Annotated in this window: 14 protein-coding genes; 5 read left to right on the top strand and 9 right to left on the bottom strand. The window is 44.7% G+C overall.

Annotation, left to right across the window (positions count from 1 at the left end):
• Positions 1-3: 3 nt before the first annotated feature.
• Together phoR and phoB are read right to left on the bottom strand one after the other, a co-directional pair.
• The gene (phoR, locus tag WA381_RS17530) at positions 4-1,305 is read right to left on the bottom strand and encodes a phosphate regulon sensor histidine kinase PhoR (RefSeq protein ID WP_156085937.1); all 1,302 of its coding nucleotides are present in this window, start codon (positions 1,303-1,305) and stop codon (positions 4-6) included.
• Positions 1,306-1,405: 100 nt separating this feature from the next.
• On the bottom strand, positions 1,406-2,095 hold the full coding sequence (gene phoB, locus WA381_RS17525) for a phosphate regulon transcriptional regulator PhoB (protein WP_014948281.1): 690 nt from the start codon (positions 2,093-2,095) through the stop codon (positions 1,406-1,408).
• 254 nt (positions 2,096-2,349) lie between these two features.
• Between phoB and WA381_RS17520 the strand changes: the two genes are divergently transcribed.
• Together WA381_RS17520 and rdgC are read left to right on the top strand one after the other, a co-directional pair.
• Entirely contained in the window at positions 2,350-4,080 is a 1,731-nt protein-coding gene (locus WA381_RS17520) for a sensor histidine kinase (protein ID WP_041449809.1), read from the top strand.
• A gap of 117 nt (positions 4,081-4,197) precedes the next feature.
• Positions 4,198-5,109: a recombination-associated protein RdgC gene (gene rdgC / locus WA381_RS17515; RefSeq protein ID WP_014948279.1), complete on the top strand. Its 912-nt coding sequence runs from the start codon at positions 4,198-4,200 to the stop codon at positions 5,107-5,109.
• 207 nt (positions 5,110-5,316) lie between these two features.
• On the opposite strand, the gene WA381_RS17510 is transcribed toward rdgC, so the two are convergent.
• Entirely contained in the window at positions 5,317-5,880 is a 564-nt protein-coding gene (locus WA381_RS17510; RefSeq protein WP_014948278.1) for a helix-turn-helix domain-containing protein, read from the bottom strand.
• A gap of 186 nt (positions 5,881-6,066) precedes the next feature.
• Here WA381_RS17510 and WA381_RS17505 point away from each other — a divergent pair, with 186 nt between their 5' ends.
• Positions 6,067-7,257: a benzoate/H(+) symporter BenE family transporter gene (locus WA381_RS17505; protein ID WP_014975686.1), complete on the top strand. Its 1,191-nt coding sequence runs from the start codon at positions 6,067-6,069 to the stop codon at positions 7,255-7,257.
• A 111-nt stretch (positions 7,258-7,368) separates the two neighbouring features.
• Here the strand turns inward: WA381_RS17505 and WA381_RS17500 are convergent, their stop codons facing one another.
• Complete coding sequence (locus WA381_RS17500) at positions 7,369-8,205, bottom strand: HDOD domain-containing protein (RefSeq protein ID WP_014948276.1); 837 nt, start codon at positions 8,203-8,205, stop codon at positions 7,369-7,371.
• Positions 8,206-8,653: 448 nt separating this feature from the next.
• Between WA381_RS17500 and WA381_RS17495 the strand changes: the two genes are divergently transcribed.
• Positions 8,654-10,348 (top strand): dipeptidyl-peptidase 3 family protein, encoded by a 1,695-nt coding sequence (locus WA381_RS17495; protein ID WP_061439557.1) that lies wholly within the window; start codon positions 8,654-8,656, stop codon positions 10,346-10,348.
• Between the two features lie 82 nt (positions 10,349-10,430).
• Here the strand turns inward: WA381_RS17495 and WA381_RS17490 are convergent, their stop codons facing one another.
• From WA381_RS17490 to folB, 4 genes are all read right to left on the bottom strand, one after another.
• The gene (locus WA381_RS17490) at positions 10,431-10,802 is read right to left on the bottom strand and encodes a histidine triad nucleotide-binding protein (protein ID WP_014948274.1); all 372 of its coding nucleotides are present in this window, start codon (positions 10,800-10,802) and stop codon (positions 10,431-10,433) included.
• 193 nt (positions 10,803-10,995) lie between these two features.
• The gene (locus tag WA381_RS17485) at positions 10,996-11,796 is read right to left on the bottom strand and encodes an undecaprenyl-diphosphate phosphatase (RefSeq protein ID WP_014948273.1); all 801 of its coding nucleotides are present in this window, start codon (positions 11,794-11,796) and stop codon (positions 10,996-10,998) included.
• Between the two features lie 8 nt (positions 11,797-11,804).
• Complete coding sequence (folK, locus tag WA381_RS17480) at positions 11,805-12,299, bottom strand: 2-amino-4-hydroxy-6-hydroxymethyldihydropteridine diphosphokinase (protein WP_156085936.1); 495 nt, start codon at positions 12,297-12,299, stop codon at positions 11,805-11,807.
• Positions 12,299-12,652 carry a dihydroneopterin aldolase gene (gene folB / locus WA381_RS17475; protein WP_014948271.1) on the bottom strand — a complete coding sequence of 118 codons (354 nt, stop codon included), beginning with the start codon at positions 12,650-12,652 and terminating at the stop codon, positions 12,299-12,301. The genes folK and folB overlap by 1 nt, the downstream gene beginning before the upstream one ends.
• 281 nt (positions 12,653-12,933) lie before the next feature.
• Between folB and plsY the strand changes: the two genes are divergently transcribed.
• On the top strand, positions 12,934-13,536 hold the full coding sequence (plsY, locus tag WA381_RS17470; RefSeq protein WP_156085935.1) for a glycerol-3-phosphate 1-O-acyltransferase PlsY: 603 nt from the start codon (positions 12,934-12,936) through the stop codon (positions 13,534-13,536).
• On the opposite strand, the gene WA381_RS17465 is transcribed toward plsY, so the two are convergent.
• Positions 13,526-14,842: an alkaline phosphatase family protein gene (locus WA381_RS17465; RefSeq protein ID WP_156085934.1), complete on the bottom strand. Its 1,317-nt coding sequence runs from the start codon at positions 14,840-14,842 to the stop codon at positions 13,526-13,528. The genes plsY and WA381_RS17465 overlap by 11 nt on opposite strands.
• Positions 14,843-15,006: the final 164 nt, after the last annotated feature.

The following is a 15,006-nucleotide window of genomic DNA, read 5'->3' as shown; positions in this document are numbered from 1 at the left end:
GGGTTACAGTTGCTCTGCAATCAACTCGTTATCCAGCACAAACGAGAAATTGCTACCCTCACCCAATGAACTGGTTATATCTAAACGGGAATTATGATGACTTAGTACATGTTTTACAATGGAAAGACCTAAGCCAGAGCCACCGGTTTTGCGAGAGCGCGCTTTATCCACGCGATAAAAGCGCTCGGTAAGACGGTTTAGATGATTTGGCTCAATACCATCACCGTTATCTACCACAGAAAATTGCGCGCCATTTGGTTTACGTCGCCAGTACACATTAATTTTGCCACCAGCAGGTGTGTAGTGCACCGCATTAAACACTAGGTTTGAGCAAGCACTTCGAAGCTCGGTCTCTACACCGAAAACATAGAGTTCTTTGTCGATGTGGAAGTTTATTGTGTGGTTTTTCTCTTTATTAAGCGCCTGCGCTTCTCTTTCCACTTGCGCAAGGACCACAGGAATATTCACAACATTTTCGTAGATGCGTTCCGAACTTGCTTCAATGCGCGACAACACCAGCAAGTCTTCTATCAAGTTTTGCATACGGTGGGTTTGCGATGTCATTTCTTTCATCGCTTTTTGCATGAATGGATCGGAGTCTTCATCAATAGGAAGAATTTCAAGGTATCCGTTAATGACCGTTAGCGGTGTACGCAATTCATGAGACACATTTGCCACAAAGTCCTTACGCATTTCTTCAAGCTGGGACACCCGCGTTATGTCACGGGCAATCAGCAACAAATGCTCATCGCCATAAGGCATAATCCGGTATTCAAAGGTTTTGTTGGGGTTGGTAGGCGACGGTACTTCAATGGGGTATTTATAATTCCCTGCATGAAAGTACTGAATAAACTCCGGATGGCGCAACAAGTTGTCGATTCGACGCCCAGAGTCTTGCGGCCATTTAAGCCCTAAATCCAAGCGAGCAAGGCGGTTACACCAAATAATGCAGGCCTTAGCATCAACCACTACCGCCGCATCAGGCAAGGCTTCAGAACCCTCTCTAAAGCGCTTTACCAATTCACCAAGCTCTTTGCGCTTATTGCGGTTACGACGCTGAAGGTAATAAATACCTTCATAAATATGTTCCCACACGCCACGCACGGTAGGTGGAGACATTTTACGACTATGCCATAACCAGCGATTTAGCTTGTATAGATGCCAGTAGTTAAATAGCAGTAGCAGGGTTGCGCCAATGGCAACGGCGAATAACATATCATCTAAATACCACCCGACTAGCGCAAAAACCACAAGGAATAGCACTAAGCGCAATGTACTTCTCAACCAAGAGAACGGGTAATACATGAAATAGCTCGCGTTGTTTAAGGTGGAATTGGGCGCATGCCCAGATGGCGCAGCGACATCAAGGGAATAACACCATGTTACTCCCTAAACACTACATCTATTACAGCTTAGTAGAAAAACGGTAACCCGCGCCGCGTACTGTTTGGATCATAGCATCATGTCCGTGGCGAGAGATAGCTTTGCGTAGACGTCGAATATGTACATCTACCGTTCTGTCTTCTACATAAACATTGGTTCCCCAAACATTATCTAGCAGTAGCTCTCGGCTATAGACACGTTCTGGGTGCGTCATAAAGAAGTGCAACAACTTAAATTCAGTCGGCCCCATGTCTAACGGTTCTTCATTCGCCATTACGCGATGTGATACCGGTTCAAGTTTAAGACCATTAAATTCAATGGGCTCCTCGCTTGATGTAGGCGTAACTCTTCGCATCACTGCTTTGATTCTTGCCACAAGTTCCTTCGGCGAGAATGGTTTAGTAACGTAGTCATCAGCACCTGCATCCAGGCCGCGAATTTTGTCTTCTTCCTCGCCACGGGCTGTAAGCATGATGACGGGAATGTCACGAGTAAACTCGTGCTGCTTTAAACTTTTAGCTAGCTGTACACCGCTTCCTCCCGGCAACATCCAATCTAGTAAGATTAAATCTGGGTAAGGTTCGCAAATTTTTTCTTGCGCGATGTCGAAATCTTCGGCTTCAATAATGTTAAAACCAGATTGCTCAAGCACAAACTTAAGCATTTCACGGATAGGCGCTTCGTCCTCAACCACCAACACTGTACGAGACATCGTAATATTCCTGCTCATTTTTAAACGCCGTTATTATTAATGTGGTCTGTGACAGTTTTATTAAAACGATTACATTTATGTGTCAAGTTTAATACAAGCTTGTTCCAAAGTTTAAATACATAATCTTGTTTATTCATACGATTACGCATATTCTTGAAATTACATAAAACCGACTGTTATTGTTGCAAAGGTGAGCAACTACCAAGCGTTGTCGGTGATTTAAAAGGTCTGATGTAACAGGGGTGTGTTTATCGATGGCTGCGGTCAAGACAGGGTTATCAAGGAAACTCTTAGCCAGAGTGTTGTCAGTGTACTTTTCTCTCACGCTGCTAGTGACGGTAGGACAGATCTTTACAGAATACCTCAGCACGAAAAATCACGTTGAAGGCGAGCTTCAAACGCTAAAAAACACCTTTTCTTCTAGCCTGACCCGCGCTTTGTGGGAACTTAACCACGACCAAGTGCGTGCCATCGCCGAAGGCCTTATGTCATTGCCTATTGTTGAAGGGCTTCAAGTTCGTGGTGAAAACGGTAACTACATTGCCGAGTACGGCATCCGTGCTCAGCGCTCTCCTGCTCCGGTTGACCGTGAAATAATTGAAGATCATCCCGGCGGCGTATTTAGCTACAGCTTCCCACTAGTATTTAAATTCTCAGGTCGCGAATCTACGGTTGGCGACGTTACCTTGTATTCTAGCTTTGATACTATTTTTAGCCGTATTGAAGTAGGCGTATTTTTTCTTATCGGTAATGCGTTAGTAAAAACCACCTTTCTGGTCTTCTTGTTCATGACCGCATTTCGCACCATGCTTTCTGAACCGCTGCAAACCATTACCGAGCAAATGGGTAATTTCGATCCTCAACACCCAGAAGAGAGCAAACTCAGCATAAAGCTCGATGATGACAACGAGCTATTACAGCTTAAGGAATCTTACAACCACGTTATTGACGACCTGATTATTTCAAACAATAAGCTGAAAGACGCGCAGAATGAACTCACTCTTGCCAACAAGAAGCTAGACGACCAAAACCTGATTTTAGAACAAGAAGTGGCAAAGAAAACAGCGTCGTTGTCTCAGATCATGCTCGACTTAGAGCAGCAAAAAGACGAGCTTATTGCCCACCAACGAGAGCTTCGCCAAGAAAACGAAAATCGTCAGTATATAGAAGCCGAACTGCGCAAACGTAACCAAGAGCTAGCCAGTTCGATGGATACACTTCATCAAGCGCAAGAGCAATTAGTCGAGTCGGAGCGCATGGCGTCGCTGGGCGGTCTTGTGGCCGGTATCGCGCATGACGTAAACACGCCATTAGGCGTGAGTGTGACCGCTGCCAGCTTTCTACAAGAGCGACTTAACAATTTAAAAACCGACTTCGAAGATAAAAGCCTGACCAGTAAGAACATGGCAAGCTTCATCGATGAAGCAGAACAAACTGCGCTACTACTTTTAAGTAACCTAGAACGCGCATCTGATCTTATCGCCAGCTTTAAACAGGTGGCCGTTGACCAGACCAGTGAAACCGAGCGCGAATTTGTGTTGGGCGACTATATTAACGAAATTATTCAGTCACTTAAGCCAAGTTTTAAGCATACTGAACATCAAATTAACGTATCCTGCCCCGATAATTTAGTTGTGACCTGTGCACCTGGCGCCATCGCTCAAATCGTTACCAATATGGTGGTTAACTCAATTACGCACGGCTTTGAAGGCAAAGCGGCCGGCTCTGTAACACTAGATGTAAAAGAAGATGGTAATAATGTTGTGATCCACTACCAAGATGACGGAAAAGGTTTAAGCGAAGAAGAGCTCAGTAAGTTGTTTGATGCCTTCTTTACTACCAAACGCGGAGAAGGTGGTAGCGGTCTAGGCACGCATATTATGTACAACCTAGTTACGCAGTCACTGCATGGACATATAGAGGCCGACAGTACGCTTGGCAACGGCTTACAGTACACCATTCGTTTTCCGAAAAAGAGTGCTTAACCTTTCTTGCCACTATCAATCTAAGGTGCCCGCTTTCTAGGGCCTTTTATTCAATTGCACCGCGAGTCTTACGTTGGTAGGCTTGCGCCCTATTTTTATCAAGAGAATGCTTACACTATGTGGTTTAAAAATGTAAAAGCCTATCAAATTACTCAGCCGTTATCGCTAGACGAGGGCGATTTAGAACGTGCCCTTAACGAACACGCTTTTCGCCCGTGCGGTAGCCAAGACTTAGCAACCATGGGGTTCGCCTCTCCGTTTTCTCAGGCGGGTAAGCAAGGCACCATGTTCCATGTTGTTCAACAGCGTTTTTGGATAACCCTAAAGAAACAAGAAAAGATCTTGCCCGGCGCAGTGGTAAATGCCGAGCTTGACGAAATGGTGGCCAAAATTGAAATGGAAACCGGTTCGCCGGTAGGTAAAAAAGCCAAGGCAGATCTTAAACAAGAAATTCAAACCCGCTTGCTGCCCCAGGCATTTACGAAAAACACCTACACTCACGGCTTTATTTCGCTTGCTGACAACTTAGTCGTAGTAGACGCATCATCTGATGGCAAAGCCGAAGCCTTTTTGGCCATGGTAAGAAAAGCCATAGGCTCACTTCCAGTAGTGCCATTTACGCGTAGAAGCCTTCAAAGCGAGCTTACGCACTGGGTTACTGAGTCAACACCAGAAGGTGTAGGTCTACTTGAAGAAGCTGAACTTAAATCTACCGATGACACTGGCAGCGTTATTCGTTGTAAAAACCAGCCGTTAGACAGCGAAGAAATTAGTATTCATTTGGATGCCGGTAAGCTGGTTCAAAAGGTTGCATTCGAATATGCAGAGACGTTGACGGCTATTATGTGTGAGGATGGCGCCATTAAACGTGTTAAGTTCACCGATCGCATTAAAGAAGAAACTGACGATGTGCCAAAAGATCAGGTTGAAGCGCGCCTTGATGCAGAGTTCGCGCTTATGTCAGCCGAAATTTGTACACTGCTTAACTTCCTTCGTGGTGCGCTTAATCTTAACGACGATAGTTTATAAACTTATGGCAAATAAATATTAAGCCGATGAAAAAGATAGCCTAGCGCTATCGAAAAGCCTAATTACCTAGGGGTAGTTAGGCTTTTTATTAGGCTCTGTTAATTAACTTGCTTGTTTGAACTGTGGCAACCGTCATGTAGCGCAAATACTTCTTCGCTTTTTTCCTAGCCTTTCTCCTAGCTTTTGCAAGAAAGTTGCCCAACCGCTTTAAGTTGGATAGTGAATAACCACAATAAAGCGCGTTTCTCCTACTTCATCTCGATAACCGTGGGGCTGGTCTGCGCGTAATATACACTGCTCTTGCGCTTGATAAGTTTGCCATTGACCATCTTGCAAAACCCCTAACTTTCCTTGTAGTACGTGAATATGTTCGGTGACGCCTATTTGATGCGCCGAAGAGTGCTGCTCATGAAAGTCCGTTAAGCATAGTTCAAACATTTCAAACTGGGTGGCTGAGTTAAACGGAAATAGCGTTTTTATGGTTACGTTTGGGTCGTTAGCGAACTTGTTGTCGGCATGTTGGGACGTAGGTGCGGTTTCATCACCTGACAAGAAAGAAGAAAAAGAACACGCAAGACCGGTTGCTATCTTCCACAAGGTAGCGATTGTGGGGCTAGACTCGCCTCGTTCTATTTGCCCCAACATGGCTTTAGACACTCCCGTCAACTGCGCGGTTTTATCAAGGGAAAGCCCCCGAGCTTTACGAACAGACTGCAGGTGGTGTGCAATACTTCTTGAAATAGCAGAAGGCTGCGCATTTGCTTTTGTCATGTAATGAAGGCCTTTTATTTTGACGCTGAGTTTAATAAACCAGTTGTGCGCTATAACGCACAGATGTTAAGTTAACTATTGTACGTTATAGCGCACAAAAAGGTAGAGTAGCACATTCGATAGACACTAAAAGCGTGTTTCATCGCTCGGTCGATTCCAAATCGAAATTCCATCACGAGGGTTTTCATGAGCAAGTGGAAGTTAAGTCATATCAGCGCAGGGCTAACCGCGGTTACAGTAGGTTACAGTAGTTCTGTTGTCATTATCATTGATGTAGCGCGTAAAGCCGGCGCCAGCGACGACATGGTAGTGAGTTGGTTGTTGGCGCTTGGGCTCGGTATGGGCATTACCTGCATTCTGTTCTCGTGGCTATCCAAACTGCCCGTTGTTACCGCTTGGTCTACCCCTGGCGCGGCTTTTTTGTTAACCAGTATCGGTGACTACCGTTTAAGTGAAGCCATTGGTGCATTTATACTATGTGCCTTGCTTTCTCTTGTAACTGCGCAAAGCCGTAGCCTGCTCAAACAAATAAGTCGGATTCCCCCTGCAATCTCATCGGCGCTTTTGGCCGGCATTCTCTTACCTATATGCCTTGCGATATTCAGTGATGTTAATGACGCACCGTACTTAGTTGCGTTATTTATCGCGGCTTATTTAGTAGGAAGTCGACTATTTCCCCGCTACCTTATGCTGTTGTTGCTGATCATGTCGGTGACCATTAGCTTGTTTATGAGTAGTGCAGATGGTGTGGTTGCTCTATCAAGCGACTCACCAGGGCTGCCATCAATATTCACCCTGCCCGAGCCTATTTGGGTAACGCCCACTTTCTCACTGAGTGCTGCCATTGGATTAGCATTTCCCCTTTTTCTTATCACCACGCTTTCTCAAAACTTGCCAGGCATAGCTATTCATCACGCCCATGGATATACGCCCGACCACAAACCCATTTTGTCAGGCATTGCCATTGTTCAAGCCTTATTAGCACCTTTCGGTGGTTTTACCTTTAACTTAGCGGCGATAACAGCAGCGCTATGCATGGGCGAGCAAGCGGATGATGAAAAGTCGCAGCGCTATAAAGCCGCTATAGCAGCGGGGGTGGCGTATTTGTTCATGGGGTTATTAGCGTCTGTGGTCGTTGCGCTATTTGTGAGTATGCCCAGTATCATTATTCATCTGCTTGCTGGACTAGCCCTATTAGCTACGCTGCAAGGAGCGGTGGTTCGCGCTATGGAAGTAGAGCACCACAGGGCTCCTGCGTTGCTTACCATGCTGTGTACGGCGTCAGGATTTAGTTTATATTCCATGACCTCAGCGGTGTGGGGATTGGGGTTAGGTTTATTGCTGCTTTACGTTCAAAAGAAGCCTGTTAGCGCGTAGCAGCATTTATTTGCTTTGTGCTGTTTCATTGTCAGCTTTCCATAACGAAAAGGCCGGTACTGAAGTTATGCTTCAGTACCGGCCTTTGCAGTATTTTGTCGCTTAAAACACTTACAAGAAGATCTGCTTCGCTGCGCTTGCAAGCTCTTCAAACTCATCAGAATGAAGCTCGCCCATATCTTCAACCACACCGCGCTGAATAGCTAAGTTTAAGATCGCATCTTTTTGACTGTCTACCGCACCTGAGACTGCAGCGCCAACACGAACGAAATCAATGTAGGTTAACTCTTCTGGCATGTAGCTTAGGTCTTTCCAATTTTTTGAAACGTTAACGAAGGTTTCTCCGAAGCCCCACTCTGTCATAATGCTTGCACCAATACGGCCAGCTAATTTATCGATTGCCACTTCAAGGAATGAAGGGTTCGCAAAGACTTCAGGGTGACGCTCAGCCTCGGTCAAAATAGGCAGAACACCAATGTTGTGAACCAGTGCCGCTAGTGTCATGGTATCCATGCTCATTTCACGCTTTTTGGTACGCGCTATGTAAAGCTGAAGCACCGCCATAGAGTTAGCCACGATATTAACTGTATTTGCCCACTCTTGCTGCAAATAGCGTGCGACAACGTCGTTCTTAGAAACGAATAGCTGCTCCATGGCCAATGCTGTAGAAATATTCTTAATTTGGCGCAGACCAATTCGAGTCACCGCTTGGCTGATAGAGGTCACTTTTACGCTGCGGCCCATGTAAGCGCTGTTCGCAATTTTAATCATTCTTGCGCTAAGCGATGGATCTTGACCAATCACATCTCCCATCGCGTTTAAATTAATGTCGGGATCGTCTGCCGCTTTGCGGACTTTCAATGCAATAGCAGGAAGCGTGGGAAGGACGAGTGTGTCATTGTTAATTTTTTCAACCAAAATGGTTGAAAGCGCGTTCTGTGTAGACATATTTCTACCCTTAGAAAGTTCCAAATAGCCTCGTGAAGGCGATAGGTTGCTTTACCAGTTAATCATCTCGACCACCAGCAAAACTGATGACTAAAATAGATTCGATGTTTGTGCGTTGCATTCCGTGCGTTAACTAACATAGGCCTCTATGCTTCACGCTAAAATACAAACCGTTTATTGTTTTATTATGGTATTTCTATCACCATACTATAGTAGCTCTTTAGTTTCGACCAACTAAAAAAATACAGTGTCGATGCGAATCATTAGCAACGGCAGAACCACCAGAGCTTTTTTAAAGTATAGTCAACTGGTAGCAAACCACTATTGATATTAAGCAAATATTTTTCATACTTTTGTATTAAATCAAAAGCATAGCTATAGTGAGCTATCTATTCACCGCCCCGCATACTTTAAATCAATGCGGTTAAACCACACGGTAAGAGTCATTATGAAAAAAACAATTACAACTTACTCTCCTATTGCAGCTGCAGTAGCGGGTTTATTTATGCTGACCGCGTGCAGCAAAAGCGCCGATACAACACCAACTCAAACAGCAAAGCCTGAAACCGCTTCCGAGCAAACCTTACTTGTTGATGAGTCTCGCTTATCTATTTATCACGGCGTAGATCTTACCAGCGATTTGTCACACCTTAGTGACAATCAACACAAAATGCTTTCACTGTTAATTGATGCATCGAAAATCATGGACGACTTGTTCTGGAAACAAGCGTTCTTTGAAGATAAAGATGCATTTCTTTCGTCAATTAGTGACGAAAAAGTTCGCCACTTTGCAGCGATAAACTATGGACCTTGGGATCGTTTAAATGGCGATACACCTTTTTTAAGTGGCTATGAAGACAAAGCGCTGGGCGCTGAGTTCTATCCCCATGATATGGAAAAAAAGGAATTTGCCACGGCAGATTTTGGCGACAAACAAGGCCTTTATTCCATGGTGAAGCGCGATGAAGCGGGCAACCTTTATTCGGTGCCTTATTCTGAAGCTTTTAAAAGCGAATTAATGAAGGCATCTGACTTACTTAAAAAAGCGTCAGAGCTTGCTGAAGATGAAAGCTTTAAACAATATTTGCAGCTGCGTTCTGAAGCCCTACTATCAAACGACTACCTGGCTTCTGACATGGCGTGGATGGATATGAAAACCAACCCTATTGAGCTGGTTATCGGTCCTATTGAAAGCTACGAAGATCAACTCTTTGGCTATCGCGCAGCGTTTGAAGCCTATGTACTCATTAAAGATTTAGCATGGAGTGAAAAGCTAGCTAAATACGCGGCCTTCTTACCTGAATTACAGCAAGGCCTTCCGGTTGCTGAGGCATATAAAGCGGAAATGCCAGGTTCTGATGCAGACCTTAACGCTTATGATGTTATTTATTATGCCGGCCACTCTAATGCAGGCAGTAAGACCATTGCAATTAACTTGCCCAATGATGAGCGAGTACAGCTAGAAAAAGGTACCCGCCGTCTGCAGCTTAAAAACGCAATGCGTGCAAAGTTCGATACTATTTTGGTGCCTATTGCGGATACGTTAATTGTACCAGAGCAACGTGAACACATTACGTTTGACGCCTTTTTCGCGAACACCATGTTTCATGAAGTGGCACACGGTTTAGGGATTAAGAACACCCTAGATGGTACAGGGACTGTGCGCGGAGCACTTAAAGAGCATGCGTCGGCTCTTGAAGAAGGCAAGGCGGATATTCTAGGTTTGTACATGGTGCAAAGTCTTCTTGAAAAAGGTGAAATCACTGAAGGAACACTAGAAGATTATTACGTTACCTTTATGGCTGGCATTTTCCGTTCTGTGCGTTTCGGCGCAAGTTCTGCACATGGAAAAGCGAACATGATCCGCTTTAACTTTTTTGCCCAGCAAGGCGCCTTCGAGAAAACAGAAGACGGCATGTATCGCGTAAATATGGAGAAGATGGGCGCCGCAGTAGAAGCACTATCTGAACTAATCCTTACGTTACAAGGTGATGGCGATTACGATGGCGTAGCGAAGCTAGTAGAAACTATGGGTGTGATTAAACCCGATCTTGCTTCAGATTTAGCGCGCCTAGAGGCAGCGAGCATTCCGGTTGATATTCACTTCAACCAAGGTAAGAAAGTACTGGGGCTTGCTAACTAAGTAAGTACTGTACTCATAAAATAAAAATGCCGCCCTGAGATAACTATCAAGGGCGGCATTTTTGTATTCCTATCTTTCCACGCTACTCTACGTGTTGCTTCATATTTTCAGTGTAAGGAGGCCAGCCTAGCGGTTTGCCTGCCAACACGTGAAGGTGAATGTGATATACCGTTTGACCACCGTATTCATTACAGTTCATTACCGTACGAAAGCCTTGGTCAGCAAACCCTTGCTCCTTTGCAATTTTTGCTGCAACAAATGACAAGTGCCCCACCACTTCGCGATCTTCTTCGGCTATATCATTTACCGTTGCAATTTGCTTTTTCGGAATAACCAGAAAGTGAGTCGGTGCCTGAGGGTTTATATCTTTAAACGCCAGCGCCAATTCATCTTCGTACAATATGTCCGCTGGAATTTCCTTGCTGATGATTTTGTCAAATATTGTTTCTGCCATATCTCACTTCCCTTACCTATTAGGTGATTACCAATTATGTTAGCGGTGTTAAAACATTTGCCTGCGAACATAATTAAAAATTAAGTGCTATTGTGCGGCGCTGGGGCACATTCTCATGCGAATAACCCCCTCATACGAAGCCCCTCTTATACGAAGCCCCCCTCATACGAAGAATATCGCCCTTTTTCTTTACTTAAGCGAAAACAAACCACAGTAGTATTACGCCCAACGCCAAGCGATAGATAACAAAAGGCAGCATGCCGATACGCGATATCCAGCTTAGGAACAAATAGATACAAAGGTAGGCGCTTACGAATGAAAACGCCGCGCCATAAAGCAACGCATACCAGTCTACCGCTTCGTTGGCATTAAGCAGGTCGAGAGTGGCCAAAAGCCCCGCGCCTAAAATAACTGGAATAGACAGCAAAAAGGAAAAGCGTGCACACGCTTCGCGCTTAAGGCCTAACATCAAACCTGCGGTCATCGTAATACCTGAGCGAGATGTACCAGGAATGAGTGCCAATACTTGGGCTAACCCGATATAGATGGCTTGCTTAAGTGTCAGTCCTTCAAGCTCTTGTTCGCGTTTTGCAGTGGCATCGGCGTACCATAGCAGCAAACCAAAAATAATAGTGGTACCCGCTATTACCAGCGCCGTACGTGCGTTTTCTTCTATCCAGCCTTTCATTAAAAAGCCAATAATAACCGCTGGAATAGTTGCCACAATAACGTACCAAGCAAGCTTACTGTCGGTAGATTGTTGTTTGCTAAACCCTTGTGTTACCCAAGCTACGGTCATCTGAGCGATTTCTTGACGAAAATAGATCATAACCGCAAGCAGGCTTCCCACATGAACGGCGACATCAAACGCTAAGCCCTGACTTACCCAACCAAAAAGTTCAGCGGGCAACAACAAGTGTCCAGAGCTACTGATAGGAAGAAATTCAGTAACGCCCTGAATAATTGCTAAAATAATAATTTCAAAAAGTGTCATTCCTTTGCTTAACTCCAAGTAAAGTCAATCGGCCATAATTGCTGTTTCTGTTTATCAAAGTTTTGCCACATTTTGGCATAGGTTTCTTGCGTTTCAGGGTGAATGTCGTTGGGAACAAGTTCAGCTAACGGCCAAAGCACAAACGCGTTGTAGCAAATCTCTTCGCGAGGTAAAACCACAGGGGTTGTGGTCACCTTACTATCATAGGTAAGCAAGTCGAGATCAAGGGTTCTGGCACAGAATTTTTTGTCTGTATGCACCCTGCCATTGTCTTTTTCAATGGCTTTAAGAATTGCGCACACCTCTTCTATACTTTTTGATGTCGTCGCCCGAGCAGCGGCGTTATAAAAAGGGCTTCCATTGAAGCCCACCGCTTCGCTCTCGTAGACAGAAGACACTGCAACATCTGAGAAGTGCTGTTTCAGGGCAACTAAAGATTGCTTGGTGTAATGCTCACGTTCAATATTAGAGCCAATGCTGATTAAGATGGTGTGTAGTGACATTAATTGCGCTCTTTACGCATTTCAACAGCAACCGTTTGCGCATTGGGAAGGATATTAGGCTTAACAATTTTAAGCGTTATTGACGCAACGGTGAAATTATCAAGAACGGCGTCCATCACTTTATTACCTAGAGCTTCAAGTAGCTCAAATGTGCTTTCTTTACCTACTTCTACAATACACTCTGCCACTTTTGCATAGTCTACAGTGTCTGCAACATCGTCGCTTTGCATCGCAGCGCTTAAATCAACATCAAGTGTTACATCAAGAAGTAGCTGGGTGGTTCTTACTCGCTCCCAATCATAAACACCAATCAGGGTGTCTACTTCAAGCCCTGTTATATAAATTTTTCCCATGGAATTTTTCATCTTGTACTGTTATCAAACCAGTTTATCGCCGTTTTTATTAGCCCTACTACTGGTCTTACTACTGCGCTTTCACCCACATATTGCTGGTAAACGGTGGTATATCGCGTTTGGATGGAGTAGCTTTACGCTTGTGTGGCACAACTATACCGCTGTATGACAACTGGGAGCAACCAAGGTTTCACAATTTAATGCGACTAAAGCCCATTGAACTTGCACACACCAAATTTAACGTAATAAAAGGCAATATTTTTAATAATTAGAATGACAAAATGATTTCGCTAACTCTTTTGATGATCGCTGTTGCCTATCTTTTCGGTTCACTTTCAAGTGCTGTGGTTATAAGCCAGCTGTTTGGTTTACCAGACCCACGAACCGCCGGCTCTAAAAACCCAGGTGCAACCAATGTGTATCGACTGGGCGGTCGTGTTCCAGCACTCTTCGTGCTTGTCATGGATATACTAAAAGGCACTATTCCCGTTTACGGCAGTTACTTTCTGGGCATAGAGCCAATCATGTTAGGCGTCATTGCTATTTTCGCGTGCTTGGGACATATCTTTCCGCTCTATTTTGGTTTCAAAGGTGGAAAAGCCGTCGCCACTGCGTTTGGCGCTATGCTCCCAATAGGCCTCGATTTAGCAGGTTTGCTTATTTTGAGTTGGGTAGTAGTGGTGTTTCTTACAGGCTATTCTTCAATGGGCGCGCTTATCGCAGTATCTCTTGCGCCGTTATTTACATTTTTGATTAAGCCTTTATATACCGTGCCCGTGGCAATGCTTTCGCTGCTTATCATTCTACGCCACAAAGACAACATTGCCCGTCTTTTAGCGGGCAATGAAAGTAAAGTATGGGATAAGGGAAAAGTTAAAGAGTAAGCGCCTTTTCCAGCACATCTAACTTACCATCTATCGGCGTAACCGGCGCAATGCCAAGTATTTTGGCCAACGCAGGATAAACCTCCAGGTTGCTAAACACAGGTAGGGTGGTATTCGTTTTAAACGCAGGTCCCACTGCAACAAACGTCGCCCCCATATCAGGCAGCGTGTTCATGTAGCCATGCCCACCTTTACTAATATGCATGCTGTTGGCGTTTTTAAAGCGTGCTGGCGGGGCTATCTCAATAATAATATCGCCGGTTCTATTTCCCACTTCCATATGTCGCTCAGCGCGCTGGGTATCATTGAGCACAATATAACGGTTTTCGGCTATATGGGTAAGACGCTCTATTTCTTCGGTGATTTGTTTATCGTTCACGCCCACTTTGGCGTAAAGATGAACTTGCGCTCCCTCATTTTCAATAATGAAGCTATCAGGTATAGATAAAGACTCAACTTCTATAAGCTGACTTTCATCAATGGGGGTCATGCCGTGGTCCGACACCACCACCAAGTTTACCGGCAAATCTAATGCGTTAATGCGTTCATAAAGTTGACCAATAAGCGCATCCACTTCCTGCACCGCATCATTGGTTTTGTCGGCAAAAGGTCCTTCGTCGTGTCCAACCGAATCGGTAAGCGAGAAATAACCCGCAATAAAGCGAGGGCGCGACACCTCAGGCAGTTTCAACCAAGTTATAATTTGATCTACCCGCTGCTGGTAATCGGCGTATTTAGAGTAGTGATAGAAGTAGCTAGGCAAGGTACCTGATATGCGTGAATCAGACTCTGGCCAGAAGAAGGTAGCTGCCTTCATGCCATGATATTCCACTAAGTTCCATAACGGCGTTGCCGTAATCCACGTGCTGTCCATGCCGCCGTAACCCAGCTTGTACTGCGCGTAGCCTTCTTTCGTTGGGCGAGACTTATCAAAAAATCGATTGTTCACGATGCCGTGGTGTTTCGGTAATAACCCAGTGATCAGTGAAATATGGTTGGGAAAAGTATTTGAAGGATAAACAGGGGTCATAGACGACGCTCTTACCCCTTTCTTTGCAATAGCACCAAGGTGTTGCGCGTTGTGTAATTCGATATAGTCGTGGCGAAATCCATCAAGAGAAATGAGCACGACATACTGATCTTGCTGCTCTTGCTTCAGGCCTTTTACAAAGTCATTCAAGGGTGCTTTGCTTGATGCAAATGCATTGGACGCAGTGAGCGCTGCAAAGGTAAGCGAAATAAATAACGACAATGCTAAATAGAATAGCGGTGCATTTTGTTTTGTTCCGTCTGTTGCTAAGCGCATGGTGTTTAACGTCCTTACTCAATGTTCATTTTAGTAAAACAAAAGGCAATGAAATGCGCTCCCATTGCCTTTTATTTATGCTTTTTTATTTTACCTGCTTGCTATGCTCAATATTTTCCCAGTGAACGTAGGGAAGACATAGTAGCGTTTACAACGAGGTGTGG

Origin of the sequence: Alteromonas sp. CH_MED4-4, from assembly GCF_037029575.1 — a bacterium.
Lineage (GTDB): Bacteria > Pseudomonadota > Gammaproteobacteria > Enterobacterales > Alteromonadaceae > Alteromonas > Alteromonas macleodii.
The sequence above is the reverse complement of the archived record's forward strand: the minus strand, read 5'-3'. Positions and strand labels throughout refer to the sequence as shown.